The sequence below is a fragment of the Thalassovita sp. genome, from assembly GCF_965218685.1.
Taxonomy (GTDB): Bacteria; Pseudomonadota; Alphaproteobacteria; order Rhodobacterales; family Rhodobacteraceae; genus Thalassobius.
Map to the genome: position 1 here is coordinate 804,204 of NZ_OZ244657.1, position 17,542 is coordinate 821,745.

General features: G+C 60.2%; 14 protein-coding genes. 5 read left to right on the forward strand and 9 right to left on the reverse strand.

Going from position 1 to position 17,542, the window contains the following annotated elements:
- The first annotated feature begins 1 nt into the window (after position 1).
- From ACOQOQ_RS04245 to ACOQOQ_RS04255, 3 genes are read left to right on the forward strand one after another with little or no spacing between them, the layout of a single operon-like run.
- Entirely contained in the window at positions 2-889 is an 888-nt protein-coding gene (locus ACOQOQ_RS04245) for an ABC transporter permease subunit (RefSeq protein WP_420568893.1), read from the forward strand.
- Positions 889-1,704 carry an ABC transporter permease gene (locus ACOQOQ_RS04250; RefSeq protein ID WP_420568894.1) on the forward strand — a complete coding sequence of 272 codons (816 nt, stop codon included), beginning with the start codon at positions 889-891 and terminating at the stop codon, positions 1,702-1,704. Before ACOQOQ_RS04245 ends, ACOQOQ_RS04250 begins: the two co-directional genes overlap by 1 nt.
- Entirely contained in the window at positions 1,701-3,020 is a 1,320-nt protein-coding gene (locus tag ACOQOQ_RS04255; protein WP_420568895.1) for an NAD(P)/FAD-dependent oxidoreductase, read from the forward strand. The genes ACOQOQ_RS04250 and ACOQOQ_RS04255 overlap by 4 nt, the downstream gene beginning before the upstream one ends.
- Here ACOQOQ_RS04255 and ACOQOQ_RS04260 read toward each other — a convergent pair.
- Positions 3,017-3,940: a DMT family transporter gene (locus ACOQOQ_RS04260; RefSeq protein WP_420568896.1), complete on the reverse strand. Its 924-nt coding sequence runs from the start codon at positions 3,938-3,940 to the stop codon at positions 3,017-3,019. The genes ACOQOQ_RS04255 and ACOQOQ_RS04260 overlap by 4 nt on opposite strands.
- Before the next feature lie 135 nt (positions 3,941-4,075).
- On the opposite strand from ACOQOQ_RS04260, the gene ACOQOQ_RS04265 reads away from it, so the two are divergent.
- On the forward strand, positions 4,076-5,581 hold the full coding sequence (locus ACOQOQ_RS04265; RefSeq protein WP_420568897.1) for a malonate--CoA ligase: 1,506 nt from the start codon (positions 4,076-4,078) through the stop codon (positions 5,579-5,581).
- Positions 5,582-5,606: 25 nt separating this feature from the next.
- Here ACOQOQ_RS04265 and msrA read toward each other — a convergent pair whose 3' ends face one another.
- The 7 genes from msrA to ACOQOQ_RS04300 all read right to left on the reverse strand — a co-directional run bounded on the left by msrA (position 5,607) and on the right by ACOQOQ_RS04300 (position 15,396).
- A complete protein-coding gene (gene msrA / locus ACOQOQ_RS04270) occupies positions 5,607-6,107 on the reverse strand; it encodes a peptide-methionine (S)-S-oxide reductase MsrA (protein ID WP_420568898.1) in 501 nt (166 codons plus the stop codon).
- The gene (gene msrB / locus ACOQOQ_RS04275) at positions 6,104-6,550 is read right to left on the reverse strand and encodes a peptide-methionine (R)-S-oxide reductase MsrB (RefSeq protein WP_420568899.1); all 447 of its coding nucleotides are present in this window, start codon (positions 6,548-6,550) and stop codon (positions 6,104-6,106) included. Before msrB ends, msrA begins: the two co-directional genes overlap by 4 nt.
- Before the next feature lie 68 nt (positions 6,551-6,618).
- Entirely contained in the window at positions 6,619-7,647 is a 1,029-nt protein-coding gene (queG, locus tag ACOQOQ_RS04280; protein WP_420568900.1) for a tRNA epoxyqueuosine(34) reductase QueG, read from the reverse strand.
- A gap of 60 nt (positions 7,648-7,707) precedes the next feature.
- Positions 7,708-8,373 carry a glutathione S-transferase family protein gene (locus ACOQOQ_RS04285; RefSeq protein WP_420568901.1) on the reverse strand — a complete coding sequence of 222 codons (666 nt, stop codon included), beginning with the start codon at positions 8,371-8,373 and terminating at the stop codon, positions 7,708-7,710.
- A 58-nt stretch (positions 8,374-8,431) separates the two neighbouring features.
- Complete coding sequence (gene mtgA, locus ACOQOQ_RS04290; protein WP_420568902.1) at positions 8,432-9,259, reverse strand: monofunctional biosynthetic peptidoglycan transglycosylase; 828 nt, start codon at positions 9,257-9,259, stop codon at positions 8,432-8,434.
- Positions 9,260-9,304: 45 nt separating this feature from the next.
- Complete coding sequence (gltB, locus tag ACOQOQ_RS04295) at positions 9,305-13,843, reverse strand: glutamate synthase large subunit (protein WP_420568903.1); 4,539 nt, start codon at positions 13,841-13,843, stop codon at positions 9,305-9,307.
- 119 nt (positions 13,844-13,962) lie between these two features.
- Complete coding sequence (locus tag ACOQOQ_RS04300) at positions 13,963-15,396, reverse strand: NAD(P)-dependent oxidoreductase (protein ID WP_420568904.1); 1,434 nt, start codon at positions 15,394-15,396, stop codon at positions 13,963-13,965.
- Between the two features lie 224 nt (positions 15,397-15,620).
- Between ACOQOQ_RS04300 and ACOQOQ_RS04305 the strand changes: the two genes are divergently transcribed.
- Positions 15,621-16,424 carry an undecaprenyl-diphosphate phosphatase gene (locus tag ACOQOQ_RS04305; RefSeq protein WP_420568905.1) on the forward strand — a complete coding sequence of 268 codons (804 nt, stop codon included), beginning with the start codon at positions 15,621-15,623 and terminating at the stop codon, positions 16,422-16,424.
- Between the two features lie 46 nt (positions 16,425-16,470).
- On the opposite strand, the gene ACOQOQ_RS04310 is transcribed toward ACOQOQ_RS04305, so the two are convergent.
- Positions 16,471-17,448, reverse strand: coding sequence for a complex I NDUFA9 subunit family protein (locus ACOQOQ_RS04310; protein ID WP_420568906.1), 978 nt, complete (start codon positions 17,446-17,448; stop codon positions 16,471-16,473).
- Between the last annotated feature and the right edge of the window lie 94 nt (positions 17,449-17,542).

Below are 17,542 nucleotides of genomic sequence, written 5' to 3' on the forward strand. Positions count from 1 at the left end.
GATGCGGCGCCTGTTCCTGATCTGTGTTCCGTACCTGTGGCTTCTGGCGCTGTTCCTGATCCCATTTGTGATCGTCCTGAAAATTTCGCTCAGTGACGCGGCGCTGGCCATTCCACCCTATATGCCCACGCTGGATCTGTCCGGTGGCTGGGCCGCGATCAAGGATTTCTTCAGCCAGCTGGATCTGGAAAACTTTGTCTGGCTGACCGAGGATGACCTGTATTGGAAGGCCTACCTGTCCAGCCTGAAAATCGCGCTTTTGTCCACTCTGCTGACATTGCTGGTGGGCTACCCCATCGCTTATGGCATGGCCATGGCCCCGGATGAATGGCGCCCCACGCTGATGATGCTGGTGATCCTGCCGTTCTGGACCAGCTTCCTGATCCGCGTCTATTCGTGGATGGGCATCCTGTCGAACGAGGGTTTCCTAAACCAGTTCCTGATGTGGACCGGCCTGATCTCGGAACCGCTGACAATCCTGAACACCAATACGGCCGTCTATATTGGCATCGTCTACACCTATGTGCCCTTCATGATTCTGCCGATCTATGCTGCGTTGGAAAAGCTGGATGCGTCGCTGCTGGAGGCCGCCGAGGATCTGGGATGCTCGCGCCTTTCCGCCTTCTGGCTGGTAACGATCCCGCTGTCAAAAAGTGGCATCATCGCTGGCTGCTTTCTGGTCTTCATCCCCACCATTGGCGAGTTCGTCATCCCCTCGCTTCTGGGTGGATCGGGCACGCTGATGATCGGCAAAGTGTTGTGGGAGGAGTTCTTCAGCAACCGTGACTGGCCTGTTGCCAGCGCCGTGGCGGTGGTGCTGCTGTTGATCCTGATCATCCCCATCATCCTGTTCCAGCGGAACGAACAAAAAGAACGGGAGAAGGGCTGATGAGACGTTTCACCTGGTTCAACGCCACGTCTTTGACGCTGGGATTTGCGTTTTTGTACCTGCCCATGGTCATCCTTGTGATCTACAGCTTCAACGCCGGTAAGCTGGTGACGGTCTGGGCTGGGTTCAGCACCAAATGGTATGGAGAGCTGCTTGGAAACGAGGCATTTCTGGATGCCGCCTGGGTGACGGTTCAGGTGGCTGTTGTCAGCTCTTCCATCGCGACGGTGCTGGGAACGATGGCCGCGCTGGTGTTGGTGCGCGCCGGGCGCTTTTACGGCAGAACGCTGTTTTCGGGGATGATTTATGCCCCGCTGGTCATGCCCGAGGTGATCACCGGCCTTTCGCTACTGCTGCTGTTCATCGGCATCGGGCTGGATCGCGGGATTTTCACTATCATTCTGGCGCATACGACTTTTTCGATGTGCTACGTGTCCGTTGTGGTGTCCTCGCGGCTTGTCAGCTTTGATCAATCGCTGGAAGAGGCCGCTCTGGATCTGGGCTGCACGCCGCTGGAATCCTTCCGGCTGGTGACGCTGCCGATCATCGCACCTGCAGTCATTTCTGGATGGTTGCTGGCGTTCACGCTGTCGTTGGATGATCTGGTGATCGCCTCGTTCACCGCTGGTCCGTCGGCCACGACGCTGCCGATCAAGATCTTCTCGGCTGTGCGTCTGGGCGTCAGCCCCGAGATTAACGCCCTGTCCACCATCATGATCGGTATTGTTGCGGTGGGGGTCATCACGGCCTCGGTTGTGACAAAACGCGCTGCCGTCCGCGCCCGCCGGGACGAGCAAGCCGCAGCCCACACATGATCCGTATCCTGTCTGACTTTGCCTATGGCGACGGGCCAACCCGAACCTGTTTCTGGGGCCCTTCGACGGTCAGCGCACCCAAGCCGCAAGGTGATCAGCACGTTCAGGTGGCCGTCATCGGTGCGGGCTATACGGGGCTTTCGGCGGCGCTGCATCTGGCGCAGCAAGGCGCGGATATCACCGTGCTTGAGGCCCAAAGCCCCGGTTGGGGAGCCTCGGGGCGCAACGGTGGGTTTTGTTGCCTGGGTGGCACAGCGCTGACAGGCGGTCAGATCCGCAAACGAGTTGGCAAGGACGGCCTGCGTCACTGGCGCCAGACCGAGGTCGCGGCCATCAATACCGTGCGTACGCTTTTGAGCCGGCACAAGATCCAGGCAGACACCCATTCGGACGGGGAAACGATCCTGGCCCACTCGGCTCGGGCCATGCGCGCATTAAGGGCTGAAAGGGGCGAATTAGAGACTGAGTACGGCGTTTCCACCACCCTGCACGAGGCCGAAGAATTGCCCCAACTCGGGATGCGCGGCGCCTATCACGGGGCGCTGACCCTGCAGCATGGGTTTGGCCTGAACCCGCGCAAATATGCGGACGGGTTGGCGCGTGCCGCGATGACCGCTGGCGCCCGCATTTTCGCCAACAGCCCTGTGCGGCATGTCACTCGCCAAAACGGCAGCTTTACCCTGACCACGCCCACCGCGCGCATCCGGGCAGACAAGGTGATCTTTGCCACCAATGGCTACAGCTCGGAAGATGTGCCCCCTTGGATGCGCGCGAGGTTTTTGCCCTTGCAGTCAAACGTTCTGGTAACCCGCGTACTGACACCCGAGGAGATCGCAACCGGGTGGAGCAGCGCTCAGATGGCCTATACCCACCAAACGCTGTTGCACTATTTCCGACTGATGCCGAATGGTCAGTTCCTGTTCGGGATGCGCGGGGGGCTGTTTACGGGCCCTCAATCCTTTGCCGCCCTGCAACGCCGAACGCGCCAACAGTTCCAGCGCGCCTTCCCTTTCTGGCGCCACGTGGAAACACCTTACAGCTGGAACGGAGCTTTGGCTTTTGCCAGCGACCTGTCCCCCTATGCCGGTCCCATCCCCGAGATGCCGGACGCCTTTACCGCCTTTGCCTATCACGGAAATGGCGTGGCCATGGCGACGCATACGGGGGCCATTCTGGCGCGATTGGCGCTGGGGCAGGACGCGGGCGATCACTATCCGCAGCTGATGCAGAACCTGCCCAAGCGGTTTCCCTTGGGGCGCTATCGACGACTGCTGATGGCCCCGGCCTATGTGGCCGCGGCGCTTAGCGGGCGTTAGCCCTGCGGGGTCATTCCCGAACGGGCCTTGGACCGTTTCAGACCCAGCGCATGTTCGCGCCAGATGATGACAACACCAGCGGCAATGACGATGCCCGCCCCAGTCAGCATCTGCACGGTCGGGGCCTCGTCAAAGATGAAGTACCCGATCACCAGCGCGAACAGCATCGAGGCATAATCGAACGGCGCCACCACCGATGCCCCGGCAAAACGATAGGCCGAGGTCAGAAATATCTGGCCGACACCTCCGATCAACCCGGCCGCGATCAACAGCGCAGCCTCGGTGCCGGTCGGGATCACCCAACCGAATGGCAATGTCAGAAGCGCCAACGCAGAAGAGGTCAGCGAGAAATAGAACACGATGGCCGAGGTCTGCTCGGACTGGACCAGCTTGCGAATATAGATCTGCGCCAAAGCCATGCAGACCGCCCCCATCAGGGCCACGACAGTGCCAATCGCTTGGGTCATTTCCACCACGTCCTCGGACAGAAGGGTCAGGCGCGGAGCCATGATGATCAGCACCCCAACCAAACCCAGCGCGACCGAGGCAAGGCGGAAAACACCCACGGGTTCGCCCAGGAACATGGCTGCGAAGATCACGATCAACAAAGGGGCGGCAAAACCGATGGCCGTAACCTCGGGCAGGGGCAACAGGCCCAGGCTTGCAAAGAACAGCCCCATCGCAGCTGTTCCGATAAACCCGCGCCAGAAATGGGCCAGCTTGGATTTCACCTTTAGCCCGGTCTTCAAATCCCCACGCACAGCCAGCCAGGCCAGAATGATCGGAACCGCGAAAACCGAGCGGAAAAACACCGCCTGACCGGGGGGAACGTGCTCGGATGTGGCCTTGATCATCGAGGCCATGGTGATGAACATCAGGACCGAACACAGTTTCAGCGCGATACCGGTAAGCGGCTGCATTGGATTTCCCTTCGCATGTTAATCGAATGCTGCGCCTATCCGCTGCAAAGGTCAATCGGGGCAAAGCTCTTGATCTTGGGGAAATCCGTGCCAAAACGGTAGCGCTTTGCACGACGATCATAGGAAGGTCAGCCCATGTATCCCTCGAACTATCTTGTCAGCCGTTTGTCCCATGCCGCAGACAGCACCCCGGACAAGATATTCGCCACGCGGCCCGGTCTGCCGGATGTGACCTATGCCCAGCTGTTTCAGGGCGCCCAGCAACTGGCGCAGAAACTTCAGGCGCTGGGGCTGGAGCCCGGCGATCGTGTGGCCGTGCAGGTGGAAAAGACGCTTGAGGCTGTGCAGCTGTATCTGGGCACCGTGCTGGCGGGCGGGATCTTTTTGCCGCTGAACACCGCCTATACCGGCCCCGAGGTCGCCTATTTTATCAACGACGCCACCCCGCGTGTGCTGGTTTGCGATCCGGCGCGGCTGGACGAGCTGTCCGCGCTGGCAGGCGACGCCACCGTGATGACGCTGGACAAGGACGGCACCGGCACGCTGTCCGCTAATCTGCCCGACGCGGACCCCACATTTCAGCCCGTCGCGCGTGGCGCCGATGATCTGGCCGCGATCCTTTATACCTCGGGCACCACAGGCCGGTCCAAGGGCGCGATGCTGAGCCACAAGAACCTTGCCTCGAACTCGGATTCCTTGCGCGAGTTGTGGCGGTTTACCCCCGATGACGTGCTGATCCACGCTTTGCCGATCTTCCACACGCATGGCCTGTTCGTGGCGACTAACGTGGCGCTTTTGTCCGGGGCCTCGGTCGTGTTCCTGCCGAAATTCGACGCCGAGGCGATCCTGGATGCTATGCAAGACGCCACCAGCCTGATGGGTGTGCCCACCTTTTACACGCGCCTTCTGGATAACCCCCGCCTGACGCCTGAACAGGCACGAAACATGCGGCTGTTCATCTCGGGTTCGGCGCCGTTGCTGGTGGACACGCACGAACAATGGGAACAGCGCACCGGCCACCGAATCTTGGAACGCTACGGGATGACGGAAACGAACATGTCCACCTCGAACCCCTATGATGCCGAGCGGCGCGCAGGCACCGTGGGTTTCCCCCTGCCCGGCGTCGAGTTGCGGATCATGGAGGACGGCGCCGAGGTTGCCCAAGGCGACATCGGCGTGATCGAAGTGCGCGGCGACAACGTGTTCCAGGGCTACTGGCAGATGCCGGAAAAGACAGCCGAGGAACTGCGCCCCGACGGCTGGTTCATCACCGGCGATCTGGCCACGCAGGATTCTGATGGCTATGTCACCATCGTGGGCCGTGCCAAAGATTTGATCATCACCGGCGGCTTCAATGTTTATCCCAAGGAACTTGAAAGCCTGATCGACGACATCCCCGGCGTGCTGGAAAGCGCGGTGATCGGCGTGCCCCATCGCGATTTCGGCGAGGCCGTGGTGGCCGTTGTCGTGCCCTCGGATCCCGCGCTGACGGTTGATCAGATCGAGGCCGTAACCAGCACCCAGCTGGCCAAGTTCAAGCAGCCCAAAAAGATCATCTTCCTGCCCGAGTTGCCCCGCAACACCATGGGGAAGGTCCAGAAAAAAGCCCTGCGCGAAAGTTACGCAGGGCTGTTCACCTAAGAAAACAGGCTCTAATTCAGCCCAATCAGCGTTTCGGCAACACCCAATCGGGCCGCGCAAAATGGCAGGTATAGCCATTGGGCAGACGCTGCAGATAGTCCTGATGCTCGGGCTCGGCGTCCCAGAAGTCGCCCACGGGCTCGACCTCGGTCACCACTTTGCCGGGCCACAACCCGCTGGCCTCGACATCCTTGATCGTGTCGATGGCACAGGATTTTTGCGCCTCGTCTACGTAGTAGATTGCAGACCGATAGGACATCCCCAGATCATTGCCCTGCCGGTTCATCGTGGTCGGATCGTGGATCTGAAAAAAGAACTCCAGCAGCGCCCGGTACGAAGTTTTCGCAGGGTCAAAGAAAATCTCGATCCCTTCGGCATGGGTCCCGTGATTGCGATAGGTCGCGTTGGGCACGTCCCCGCCGGTGTATCCCACGCGGGTGCGCAACACGCCGGGTAAATGACGGATCAATTCCTGCATCCCCCAGAAACACCCGCCCGCCAGAACTGCACGTTCTTCAGCCATCATACGTCCTCCACCTGGTTTAGATAATCGCCATAGCCCTCGGCCTCCATATCATCGCGATGGATGAACCGCAGGCTGGCCGAGTTGATGCAATAGCGCAGCCCACCGCGATCGGGTGGGCCGTCCGGGAACACGTGCCCCAAGTGGCTGTCCCCGTGGGCCGAGCGCACCTCGACCCGGACCATACCGTGGCTGAGGTCGCGCTTTTCCGCGATATGCGCAGGCTCGATCGGTTTGGTAAAGCTGGGCCATCCGCAGCCGGATTCGTACTTGTCACCCGAGGCGAAAAGCGGCTCACCGCTTACGACATCGACGTAAATTCCTGGCGCCTTGTTATCCAGCAACGCGCCGGTCCCGGGCCTTTCGGTCCCGTTTTCCTGGGTCACCCAATGCTGTTCGGGCGTGAGGGCGGCGACAACATCCGGGTTACGCTCGTATTTTGGCATGGTTTCCTCCGATCCTGATCATGCCCATTAGATGGGATGGTCGCGAAGTTTGCAAAGGGGCGCGGCGGTCAGTTTTGCGTGTTCAATTGTGTCACCGCCCAACGCGCAGCGTCGGCGACGGTTGGGTCAGGGTCGTCGCACAAAGCCTGCGAAGCAGGGCGCAGGCGCGCCATGCCCGAGTTCCCGATCGCGTACAGCACATTTCGCACGAAACGATCCCGCCCGATCCGTTTGATCGGAGAGCCGCTGAAAAACGCGCGGAACCCGGCGTCGTTCAGCGCGACAAGCTGCTCCAGATCCGGAGCCAGAAGCTCGGGGCGGGCATTGTAACGGATCTCGCGTGCTTCGACCGCGAACTTGTTCCACGGGCAAACGGCAAGGCAATCATCGCAGCCATAAATGCGGTTGCCCATCTTGCCGCGTAGCTCTTCGTCTACGGGGCCGTGGTGTTCGATCGTCAGATAAGAAATGCAGCGTCGCGCATCCAGCTGATAGGGCGCGGGAAAGGCTGCGGTTGGGCAGACGTCCTGACAGGCGGTGCAGGACCCGCAGTGGTCCACCTCGGGCGCATCGACCGGCAGTTCAAGCGTCGTAAAGACCGAGCCGATAAAGAACCAACTGCCCAGATCACGACTGACTAGATTGGTGTGTTTACCCTGCCAACCCAGCCCTGCGGCGGCGCCCAGGGGTTTTTCAGCAACAGGCGCGGTGTCCACGAACACTTTCACCTCGCCGCCCGCTTCGGCGATCAGCCAGCGGGCCAACCGTTTCAGGCGTTTCTTCACAAGGTCATGGTAGTCGCGGTTTTGCGCATAGACCGAGATCGCCGCCCGGTCAGGCTGCTGCAACACGTGCAGCGGATCATGCTGCGGCGTATAGCTTTCGGCCAGCATGATCACGGATCGCGCCTGAGGCCACAGCGATGCCGGATTGCCGCGCCATTCGACCCGGCGCTCCATCCAGTCCATCTGACCATGCCGCCCGGCCTCAAGAAAGGTTCCCAGACGGTCCGGCACCAAGGGAATTGCATCTGGCCGGCACACGCGGCACAGGTCGAACCCTTCTTCCAAGGCTTGCTGAATCAAGGCCTCTTTCACCGCAGCACCTTCTTCTTTTTGCCCAACAACCGGCCGCAACCGACACAGGCAGATGCCCGATCAGAAATCCAGATCGGCATAATGCGCGGGCTGCGGGAAACCGGCAATCTGGTCGGCCAGGATCGACCGAAACGCGGGTCTGGACTTGATCTTGGCGTACCAGTCCTTCACGACCTCGTGCCGGTTCCAGTCCACGTCGCTGATATAATCGAGGGACGACAGATGCGCGGCAGCGGCGAAATCGGCCAGGGTCATTACGTCCCCGGCCAGCCAGCGGCGCTGATCCAGCAGCCACGCCATATAGTCCAGGTGGTACTTGATCGCCTTAGCGCCCGCCTTGACGTTTCCGCTGTCCGGAAACCCGCGGCCCATGACCTTTTTATTGACCCGCTCATACAGCAGTTTCGAAGTCACCTCGTTATGAAACTTGTCGTCAAACCAACTGACCAGACGGCGCACTTCATAGCGGCCCTCGATATCACGGGGCATCAGCACAGGATCGGGGTATTTCTCTTCCAGGTATTCGCAGATCGCACTGCTTTCGGACATCATCATCCCATCGAGACGCAGCACCGGAACCTTACCGGCAGGGTTGCGCCGCAGGAAATCAGGGTCCTGTTCCCAATAGCGTTCGTCGTGCAGTTCGACCTCGATCCGCTTTTCGGCCAGGCTCAGGCGGACCTTGCGACAAAACGGGGACAGGGGGAAATGGTACAGTTTCGCCATAGAATGGTGGTCCGGACACTAGGGGTTTCTACTTCAATGCCTGCTTGGCGGGGGATTTTCAATCCTCGAAACAGTCTGCCCGGCCATCTGACCTGATCGTCGCGGCCCCGTCCAAAATCCGGGCAGCGCGCGACAGGCCCAAATCCCCCGGTTTGCTGGCCGAGCGTTGTTTGGGCGCTGGCAGCACCATAGCCAGACGGGCAGCCTGTACAGGGCTTAGTTCTTCGGGGCCAATGCCGAAATAGTGTCGCGCCGCCGGTTCTACGCCAAAGACGCCCTCGTCGAATTCGGCAATGTTGAGGTAAACTTCAAGAATGCGCTCCTTGGACCAGACCAGCTCGACCATGGGGGTCATCAATGCCTCGATCACTTTGCGCGGCCAGCTGCGCCCGTGCCACAGAAAGGCGTTTTTCACCACCTGCTGAGTAAGGGTCGATGCCCCGCGCGCACCACCGTCCTGAATGGCTGCCCGGATGGCACCGATATCAAACCCGCTGTGCTGGCAAAAATTCGCGTCCTCGGCCGCCACAACCGAGCGTTTCAGCACCGGCGCAATGTCATCCATGTCCACCCACTGGCGGTCAACCTCGCCAAGGCGTTGAGATTCCTGCCAGATATAGATCGTTTGCGGCGGGTTCACGACCGAGTAGACCACAACCCAGGCGAACAGAAGCACCAAGGCCGTCACGCAGCCCCGGGCACACCAGCGCAGGAACCGCTTGATCGGGCGCACTGGCAAAACCTCGCGGTCCGAGGTAGCGGCGGCTTTGGTTTTGCGCGCCGGAGCCTTCTTGGCTGGGGATTTCTTCGTCTTGGCCACGGCCCAGCTATAGGCGGACAGGCCCGCGCTGAAAAGGGATTCTCGGGTTAGCAGCCACAAAAGCAAAAAGGCGCCCGTCGGGGCGCCTTTTCAAAAGCGTTTTATCGCGGATTATTCGGCCGGAACGGCGCTTTCTTCCAGGCTCAGCGGATGCGGGATATGCACCAGCATCTCTTTGGGGCAGATCTGCATGAAGTTACCCTTCTCCATATCCCAATGTTGCAGGATCGCTGCGGCCTTACGGCTGCCGGTTTCCGCAACATGGCGTTCGATCAGGCCCTTCAGCTCGGCTTCCCAGTGGTCCACGGTCACGGGGCAGGTCACCAGCGTTTCCATGTTCATCATGTCAGAAGCTTCGCCGTTCGGATCGTACAGATAGGCCATACCGCCCGTCATGCCCGCACCGAAGTTAGCCCCGATCGAGCCCAAGATCACCGCGATACCGCCGGTCATGTATTCACAACCGTTCGAGCCACAGCCCTCGATCACCACCTTGGCGCCCGAGTTACGGACGGCGAAACGCTCTCCCGCGCGGCCAGCGGCAAACAGGTAACCGTCGGTGGCACCATACAGAACCGTGTTGCCGATGATTGTGTTCTCCGAAGCCTCCAGCGGCGAGTGCATCGGCGGACGCACCACAACGGTGCCGCCCGACAGACCCTTGCCAACATAGTCATTGGCATCGCCCGAAACCTCGATCTTCAGGCCCGGGGCCGCAAAGGCACCCAACGACTGACCCGCCGAACCGGTCAGCTTAACGGTCAGGTGATCAGGCTGCAGCGCGTTACGCATCCCGAAGTTCTGCACGATATGGCTCGAGGTGCGGGTGCCCACGGTGCGGTGCGTGTTCTGCACGGCATAGGACAGCTGCATTTTCTCGCCGTCTTCCAGGAACCGATGCGCGTCGCGCACGATTTCGGCGTCCAGCGTGTCGGGCACAGCGTTACGATCCTTGTAGCGGTCGTAAACAATGTCCTTAGCACCATCCACGGTCAGCAGCAGCGGGTTCAGGTCCAGATCGTCCAGGTGGGCGTTGCCACGGCTGACCTGGCTCAGCAGGTCGGCACGGCCGATAACCTCATCCAGCGAACGGGCCCCGATCGAGGCCAGAATCTCGCGGACTTCCTGAGCGTAGAAGGTGATCAGGTTCACCACCTTATCCGCGTTGCCGGTGAACTTGCCACGCAGCTCTTCGTCTTGGGTACAGACTCCGACCGGGCAGGTGTTCGACTGGCACTGACGCACCATGATACAGCCCATCGCGATCAGCGCGGCGGTGCCGATGCCGTATTCCTCGGCGCCCATCATGGCGGCCATGACGATGTCACGACCGGTGCGCAGACCACCGTCGGTCCGCAGGGTCACGCGTTCGCGCAGGTTGTTCATCGCCAGAACCTGATGCGCCTCGGTCAGGCCCATTTCCCAGGGCAGACCGGCGAACTTGATCGAGGTCGCGGGCGACGCACCGGTACCACCATTGTGGCCCGAGATCAGGATGATGTCTGCCTCGGCCTTGGCCACACCGGCAGCGATCGTGCCAACGCCCGAGGACGCCACCAGTTTCACCGTCACCTTACAGCGCGGGTTGATCTGCTTCAGATCATAGATCAGCTGGGCCAGATCCTCGATCGAGTAGATATCGTGGTGCGGCGGCGGCGAGATCAGCGTCACACCCTTGGTCGAGTGGCGCAGCTTGGCGATCAGGTCGGTGACCTTCATGCCGGGCAGCTGACCGCCCTCACCAGGTTTCGCACCCTGGGCGACCTTGATCTCCAGCTCTTCACAATGCAGCAGGTATTCGGCGGTCACACCGAAACGGCCCGAGGCCACCTGCTTGATCTTCGCGCTGGCGTTATCACCGTTGGGTTCGGGGGTGAAATCATCGGGGCTTTCGCCGCCTTCACCCGAATCCGACTTGGCGCCGATACGGTTCATCGCGATGGACAGAGTCCGGTGCGATTCAGGGCTCAGCGCGCCCAGCGACATCCCGGGGGTCACGAAACGCTTGCGGATCGCGGTGATGCTTTCGACCTCTTCGATCGGCACCGGGTTGCCCAGCGGTTTGATCGCCAGCAGGTCACGCAGATGGATCGGCGGCATGGACCGCATCTTGGCCGAATACTGCTTCCACAGCTCGAACGAGGCACGGTTACACGCCTGCTGCATCAGGTGCATGGACTGGGCTTCCCACGCGTGGGTTTCACCCGATTTCCGCGCTTTGTAGAAGCCGCCGATGGGCAGTACGTCGCGGCCACCCAACCAACCTTTGGCGTGGACCTCTTCGACCTTTTTCTGAATGCCGTGAACACCGATGCCGGAAATGCGCGAGATCATACCGGGGAAGTATTCGGCGCACATGGCGCGGCTCAGGCCCACAGCTTCGAAGTTCAGACCACCGCGATAGGACGAGATCACCGAGATCCCCATCTTAGCCATGATCTTCAGCAGACCCTGGTCAATCGAATCGCGATAGCGGCGCACGTTTTCCGTCAGCGTGCCGTCCAGCAGGCCACGTTCGATACGTTCGGCCAGGCTGTCTTCGGCCAGATAGGCGTTCACCACGGTGGCGCCGCAACCGATCAGCACGGCAAAGTAATGCGGGTCGATACATTCGGCCGACCGCACGTTCAGCGAGCAGAAAGTCCGCAGGCCTTTGTTGGTCAGGTGCGAGTGCACGGCGCTGGTGGCCAGGATCATCGGCATACCGACTTTTTCCTCGCCCTGATGTTGGTCGGTCAACACGATGTGACCGGCGCCCGAACGCACAGCGTCCTCGGCCTCGGCGCGGATGCGCTCCAGGCCGACATGCAGCGCTTCTTCGTCCGAGCCGGCGGGGAACGTACAGTCGATGGTCACCAGATCGGCGTTGAACTGACGGGTCAGCTCGTCGAACTGAGCGTTGCCGACAAAGGGGCTTTCCAGAACCAGAATCTCGGTCTGGGCACTGCTTTCGTCCAGCACGTTCTTCAGGTTTCCGAAACGCGTTTTCAGGCTCATCACGCGGTATTCACGCAACGAGTCGATCGGCGGGTTGGTCACCTGGCTGAAGTTCTGACGGAAGAAGTGGCTCAGCGGGCGGTACTTGTTCGACAGCACGGCCGACGGGGTGTCATCCCCCATCGAGGCAATCGCCTCTTTGCCGTCTTCAGCCATGGGAGACAGAACCTGTTCCAGCTCTTCGATGGTATAGCCCGCAGCGATCTGACGGCGGCGCAGCTCGGCCCCGGTGAAGACCGGCTTTTCGTTCAGGCCGGACAGAGCTTTGTCCAGATCGTTGATCTTGCCGACCCATTCGCCAAACGGCTGGCTGGCGGCAAGTTTGTTCTTGATCTCTTCGTCGTGGTACAGCTTGCCTTCGGCCATATCAACGGCCAGCAACTGACCCGGACCCAAGGCGCCTTTTTCCACCACGATGGATTCGTCGGTCGGGACCATGCCCACCTCGGAACCCGCGATCAGCAGGCCGTCGCCGGTCACGACGTAGCGCATCGGGCGCAGGCCGTTACGGTCCAGACCGCCGCAAACCCAGCGACCATCAGTCATTGCCAGCGCGGCGGGGCCGTCCCACGGCTCCATCACCGAGTTGCAGTAGGAATACATGTCGCGCCACGCCTGCGGCAGTTCGACCGCCTGCTTGGACCACGATTCCGGCACCAGCATGGTTTTCGCCATGGGCGCGTTGCGGCCAGCGCGGACCAGAACCTCGAACACGGCGTCAAGAGCAGCCGAGTCGGACGAGCCCGACGGAATGATCGGCTTGATGTCTTCGGCCAGATCACCGAATGCGCCCGAGGCCATGCGGATCTCGTGCGATTTCATCCAGTTGACGTTGCCCTTCAGGGTGTTGATCTCACCGTTATGGGCCAACATGCGGAACGGCTGAGCCAGCCACCACTGCGGGAAGGTGTTGGTCGAATAACGCTGGTGATAGATCGCGAAAGCCGATTCAAAACCTTCATCCTGCAGATCAGGATAGAACTCGGCGACCTGCTCGGCCAGCATCATGCCTTTGTAGATGATCGAGCGGCAGGACAGCGAACAAATATACAGCTGGCCAACACCCGAAGCGGCGGCCGATTTTTCGATACGACGGCGGATCACGTACAGCTCGCGCTCGAACGCCTCTTCGTCGATGTCTTTGCCATTCGAGATCAGGATCTGCTCGATCTCGGGGCGGGTTGCGTTGGCTTTTTCACCCAGGCAGGACACATCAACGGGGACGTGGCGCCAGCCATAGATGGTGTGGCCCATGCGCAGAACCTCGGTTTCGACGATGGTCCGGCATTTTTCCTGAGCGCCAAAATCGGTACGCGGCAGGAACACCTGACCCACGGCCATCAGGCTGTCAGGATCGGGCAAGTGGCCCGTGCGCTTGATTTGGTCATAGAAGAAAGGAACGGGGATCTGAACGTGGATACCGGCGCCGTCACCGGTTTTGCCATCAGCGTCCACAGCACCACGGTGCCAGATCGCCTTCAGCGCGGTGATGCCGCTTTCGACAACCTTGCGGCTGGGCTTGCCGTCCAGGCTGACCACCAGGCCAACCCCACACGAGGAATGCTCTTCCTCGAAGGAATAGAGGCCGTTCTCGGCCATGTACTGGCGCTTGGCTTCTTCGGCGGCTACCCAGTTTTCATCGTAGACAGTCATTGTCGTCTCCTTCTCGCGGATCTGACACCCCTCGCGTCGCGGGTCGGTTGTCAGATCGTATCCTTGCCCATTAGCTGCTTGGGCTGGGTCAATTCGCAGGGCCTGAGCGGCCCCAAATCTTATTCAGCGGCTACGGCCTTGGCGTCGTTCAGATAGTCCAGAACCGCTTCGGCGCAGTCACGGCCATCCTTGATCGCCCAGACCACCAGGCTGGCGCCACGTACGATGTCACCCACCGCGTAAACACCCTCCAACGCCGTCTTACCGGTCGTGAACTCGGCCTTCACAGTGCCCCAACGGGTCACTTCCAGACCGTCAACACCCCAGAGCTTGGGCAGATCCTCGGGTTCGAAACCCAGCGCCTTGATCACGATGTCCGCGTCTTCGACGTAATCCGCGCCCTCGATCACTTCGGGTGACTGACGCCCCGAGGCATCGGGGGCACCCAGGCGCATTTTCTGCACCATCACGCCGCTGACCGGATCACCAGCAAAGCCCTTGGGCGCGGCCAGCCAGACGAATTCCACGCCTTCCTCTTCGGCGTTCTGCACTTCGCGCTGCGAGCCGGGCATGTTCGCACGGTCACGGCGGTACAGACATTTGACGCTTTCTGCGCCCTGACGGATCGCGGTGCGCACACAGTCCATCGCGGTGTCACCACCACCGATCACGACAACCTTTTTGCCAGCCGCGTTCAGAGTACCGTCTTCGTACTCTTCCACGGTGTCGCCAAAGGACAACTTGTTGGACACGGTCAGGTAATCAATCGCGCGTACGATACCATCGGCACCCGAACCGGGGCCTTCCAGATCACGGGTCTTGTAAACGCCAGTCGCGATGATGACCGAGTCATGCTTGCCGCGGATCGCGTCAAAGGACAGGTCTTCGCCAACATTGCAGTTCATGACGAACTCGACGCCCGACTGCTCCAGCTGATCAATGCGGCGCATAACGACGTCTTTTTCCAGCTTGAAACCGGGGATGCCATAGGTCAGCAGCCCGCCTGCGCGGTCATACCGGTCATACACGGTGACCTGCACACCAGCGCGGCGCAGCATGTCCGCTGCGGCCAGACCACCGGGGCCAGCGCCGATGATACCAACCGACTGGTCACGCTCGACCGCCGGAGTGATCGGCTGCACCCAGCCTTTTTCCCAAGCGGTGTCAGTGATGTATTTCTCGACCGAGCCGATGGTCACGGTGCCGTGGCCCGACTGTTCAATCACGCAGTTGCCTTCACACAGACGGTCCTGCGGGCAGATGCGGCCACAGATTTCCGGGAAGGTGTTCGTGGCCTGGCTGATGTCATATGCCTCTTCCAGACGGCCCATCGCGGTCATGCGCAGCCAGTCGGGGATATTGTTGTGCAGCGGGCAATGCGCCTGGCAATAAGGCACTCCACACTGACTGCAGCGGCTGGATTGCTCCTTGGCCTTTTCATCCGCATATTCGGCGTAGATTTCATTGAAATCCTTGTTCCGCTGATCTGCCTCGCGTTTCGAGGGCATATCACGCGAAATGTTTACGAATTTCAGCATCGGTTGCTTAGCCACGGCGCTGCCTTTCTGCTAGATATTTTTCGGTCGGCATTGTTTAGTTCAGGTTGAAAGGGAATAAAAGTCAAACATGCTGACCTTTATTCATATTTTTACACACCTGTTTGCGCCCGCAGCAAGTTCTTGTATCAAATTTATGACCGTTACGGACCTAAAAAGAAACTCCTTTAATTTTTTCAATACGTTATAAAAAGGCATCCGAAAAGGAGAGCGACGCCCCAATGACTCTGACCCATCTGTTCATCATTGCTGTAATTCAGGGCATTACCGAGTTTTTGCCCATTTCTTCATCCGGACACCTGATTCTATTGCCGAATCTCACCGGGATGCAGGACCAGGGTCAGGTGATCGACGTGGCCGTGCATGTGGGCACGCTGGCCGCTGTGATTTTGTATTTCTGGGCAGATGTCCGCGTAGGGCTGGCTGGAATTCCGCGGATGCTGTCAGGGAAAATTGACACGCCCGGCTCCAGACTGGCCTTTTTGCTGATGATCGCGACGATCCCGGTGATCCTGTTCGGGCTGGTCTTGAAGCTGACCGGGCTGGACGACCTGATGCGCGGGATCGAGGTGATCGGCTGGACCATGCTGTTGTTCGGGCTACTGCTTTACTGGGTCGATCAAAGGGGCCCCACAAACAAGGCCGAGGCCGACTGGAGCACGAAGGACGCGCTGATCATGGGGCTTTGGCAGGCCGTGGCGTTGATCCCCGGAACCTCGCGGTCGGGCATTACCATCACTGCGGCGCGAAAGCTGGGGTACAACAGGCATGATGCGGCCAAACTGGCCATGCTGATGTCGATCCCCACGATTTTCGCCAGCGGCGCGCTGCTTTCGGTCGAGGTGATCGCCCAAGCGAACACCGCCCTAGCCGTGGATGGTGCGATTGCAGCCGCGTTCGCCTTTGTCGCCGCCTTGCTGGCGCTGAGCCTGATGATGCGGCTGCTGCACTCGGTCAGTTTTACGCCTTACGTGATCTACCGCGTGATCCTGGGGATTATCCTGCTGACGATCGCCTATACGTAAAAAGGGCGCGCCACTGGCACGCCCCTTTGAATTCATGTGTCGCCGCTTAGCCGTGGCGCAGGTTCTTGGCCGATTCCTTGATCGCCGCGTACTGCCCCGAGGGACGGAAGCGCCACAGATACTCGGGCAGTACCGCCTCGATCGAGGTGGGCTTTATCCCCAGATCGGCCAGCCCCTTGGCGCCTTCGGTAACCACATTGTCCACGGCCAGCGATTTGACCTGATCCCGCGTCAGCGCGCTTTTGATCAGACCGCCGGTCAGCTTCTGACCAAGGTCAAAGAAGAAAGCCATGAAGTTGCCGACAAAGAACGGCAGGTTCACAATCAACTTGCGGCGGTGGATCACGACCAGCATGTCAGCCATCAGCTCGCGGAAGGATTTCACATCCGGGCCGCCCAGCTCGTAGATGCCTGCAGGTGCTTCGCCTGTCACGCCCTTGACCGCAGCCCGAGCAACATCATCCACATAGACCGGCTGGAACTTGGTGTCCGCGCCAACCACCGGAAGAACCGGGCCGAGCATGCCGGCAAAGCGGTTAAAGAACTGGTCCTCGGTGCCGAAAATGACCGAGGGACGCAGGATCACGGCGCCGGGGAAATGCTCCAGCACGGCGGCCTCGCCTGCGGCCTTGGTTTGTGCGTATTCGCTTTCGGCCTCGGCATCCGCACCGATGGCCGAAATGTGCACCAGATTGCCAACACCGTTTTCCGCAGCGATCCGGGCGATACGGCCCGCGCCTTCGGCCTGCACGGCAGCAAAGGTGTTCTTGCCCTGCTGGTTCAGGATGCCGACGCAGTTCACCACCGCGTCCGCCCCGTTCATTACCGAGGCGACGCTGGCATCGTCACGGATGTTGCAAAACACGGGTTCGACCTGACCGGGAACACCGTAGGGTTTCACGTGCATGGCCTCGTTGGGATGACGCACGGCCACACGGACACGCCAGCCATCCTTGGCCAGACGCCGAGCGATATAGCGGCCGACGAATCCTGCGCCGCCATAAATGGTCACGAGTTTCGACATAAGTAGCTCCGGCTTGAAAATTCTTCTCTGTTCCTAGCGCTGCAGGGGGTTTTCCACAAGAAGATATGGCGTCGCAGAAAAAAGTTGAAAAACC

Excerpts from the sequence above, each read along its gene's own strand:
- msrB (WP_420568899.1), bottom strand. The coding sequence starts at position 6,550 with ATGCCAAAATACGAGCGTAACCCGGATGTTGTCGCCGCCCTCACGCCC.
- ACOQOQ_RS04265 (WP_420568897.1), top strand. The coding sequence starts at position 4,076 with ATGTATCCCTCGAACTATCTTGTCAGCCGTTTGTCCCATGCCGCAGAC.
- ACOQOQ_RS04310 (WP_420568906.1), bottom strand. The coding sequence starts at position 17,448 with ATGTCGAAACTCGTGACCATTTATGGCGGCGCAGGATTCGTCGGCCGC.
- gltB (WP_420568903.1), bottom strand. The coding sequence starts at position 13,843 with ATGACTGTCTACGATGAAAACTGGGTAGCCGCCGAAGAAGCCAAGCGC.
- ACOQOQ_RS04305 (WP_420568905.1), top strand. The coding sequence starts at position 15,621 with ATGACTCTGACCCATCTGTTCATCATTGCTGTAATTCAGGGCATTACC.
- ACOQOQ_RS04285 (WP_420568901.1), bottom strand. The coding sequence starts at position 8,373 with ATGGCGAAACTGTACCATTTCCCCCTGTCCCCGTTTTGTCGCAAGGTC.
- ACOQOQ_RS04260 (WP_420568896.1), bottom strand. The coding sequence starts at position 3,940 with ATGCAGCCGCTTACCGGTATCGCGCTGAAACTGTGTTCGGTCCTGATG.
- ACOQOQ_RS04245 (WP_420568893.1), top strand. The coding sequence starts at position 2 with ATGCGGCGCCTGTTCCTGATCTGTGTTCCGTACCTGTGGCTTCTGGCG.
- ACOQOQ_RS04255 (WP_420568895.1), top strand. The coding sequence starts at position 1,701 with ATGATCCGTATCCTGTCTGACTTTGCCTATGGCGACGGGCCAACCCGA.
- ACOQOQ_RS04250 (WP_420568894.1), top strand. The coding sequence starts at position 889 with ATGAGACGTTTCACCTGGTTCAACGCCACGTCTTTGACGCTGGGATTT.
- msrA (WP_420568898.1), bottom strand. The coding sequence starts at position 6,107 with ATGATGGCTGAAGAACGTGCAGTTCTGGCGGGCGGGTGTTTCTGGGGG.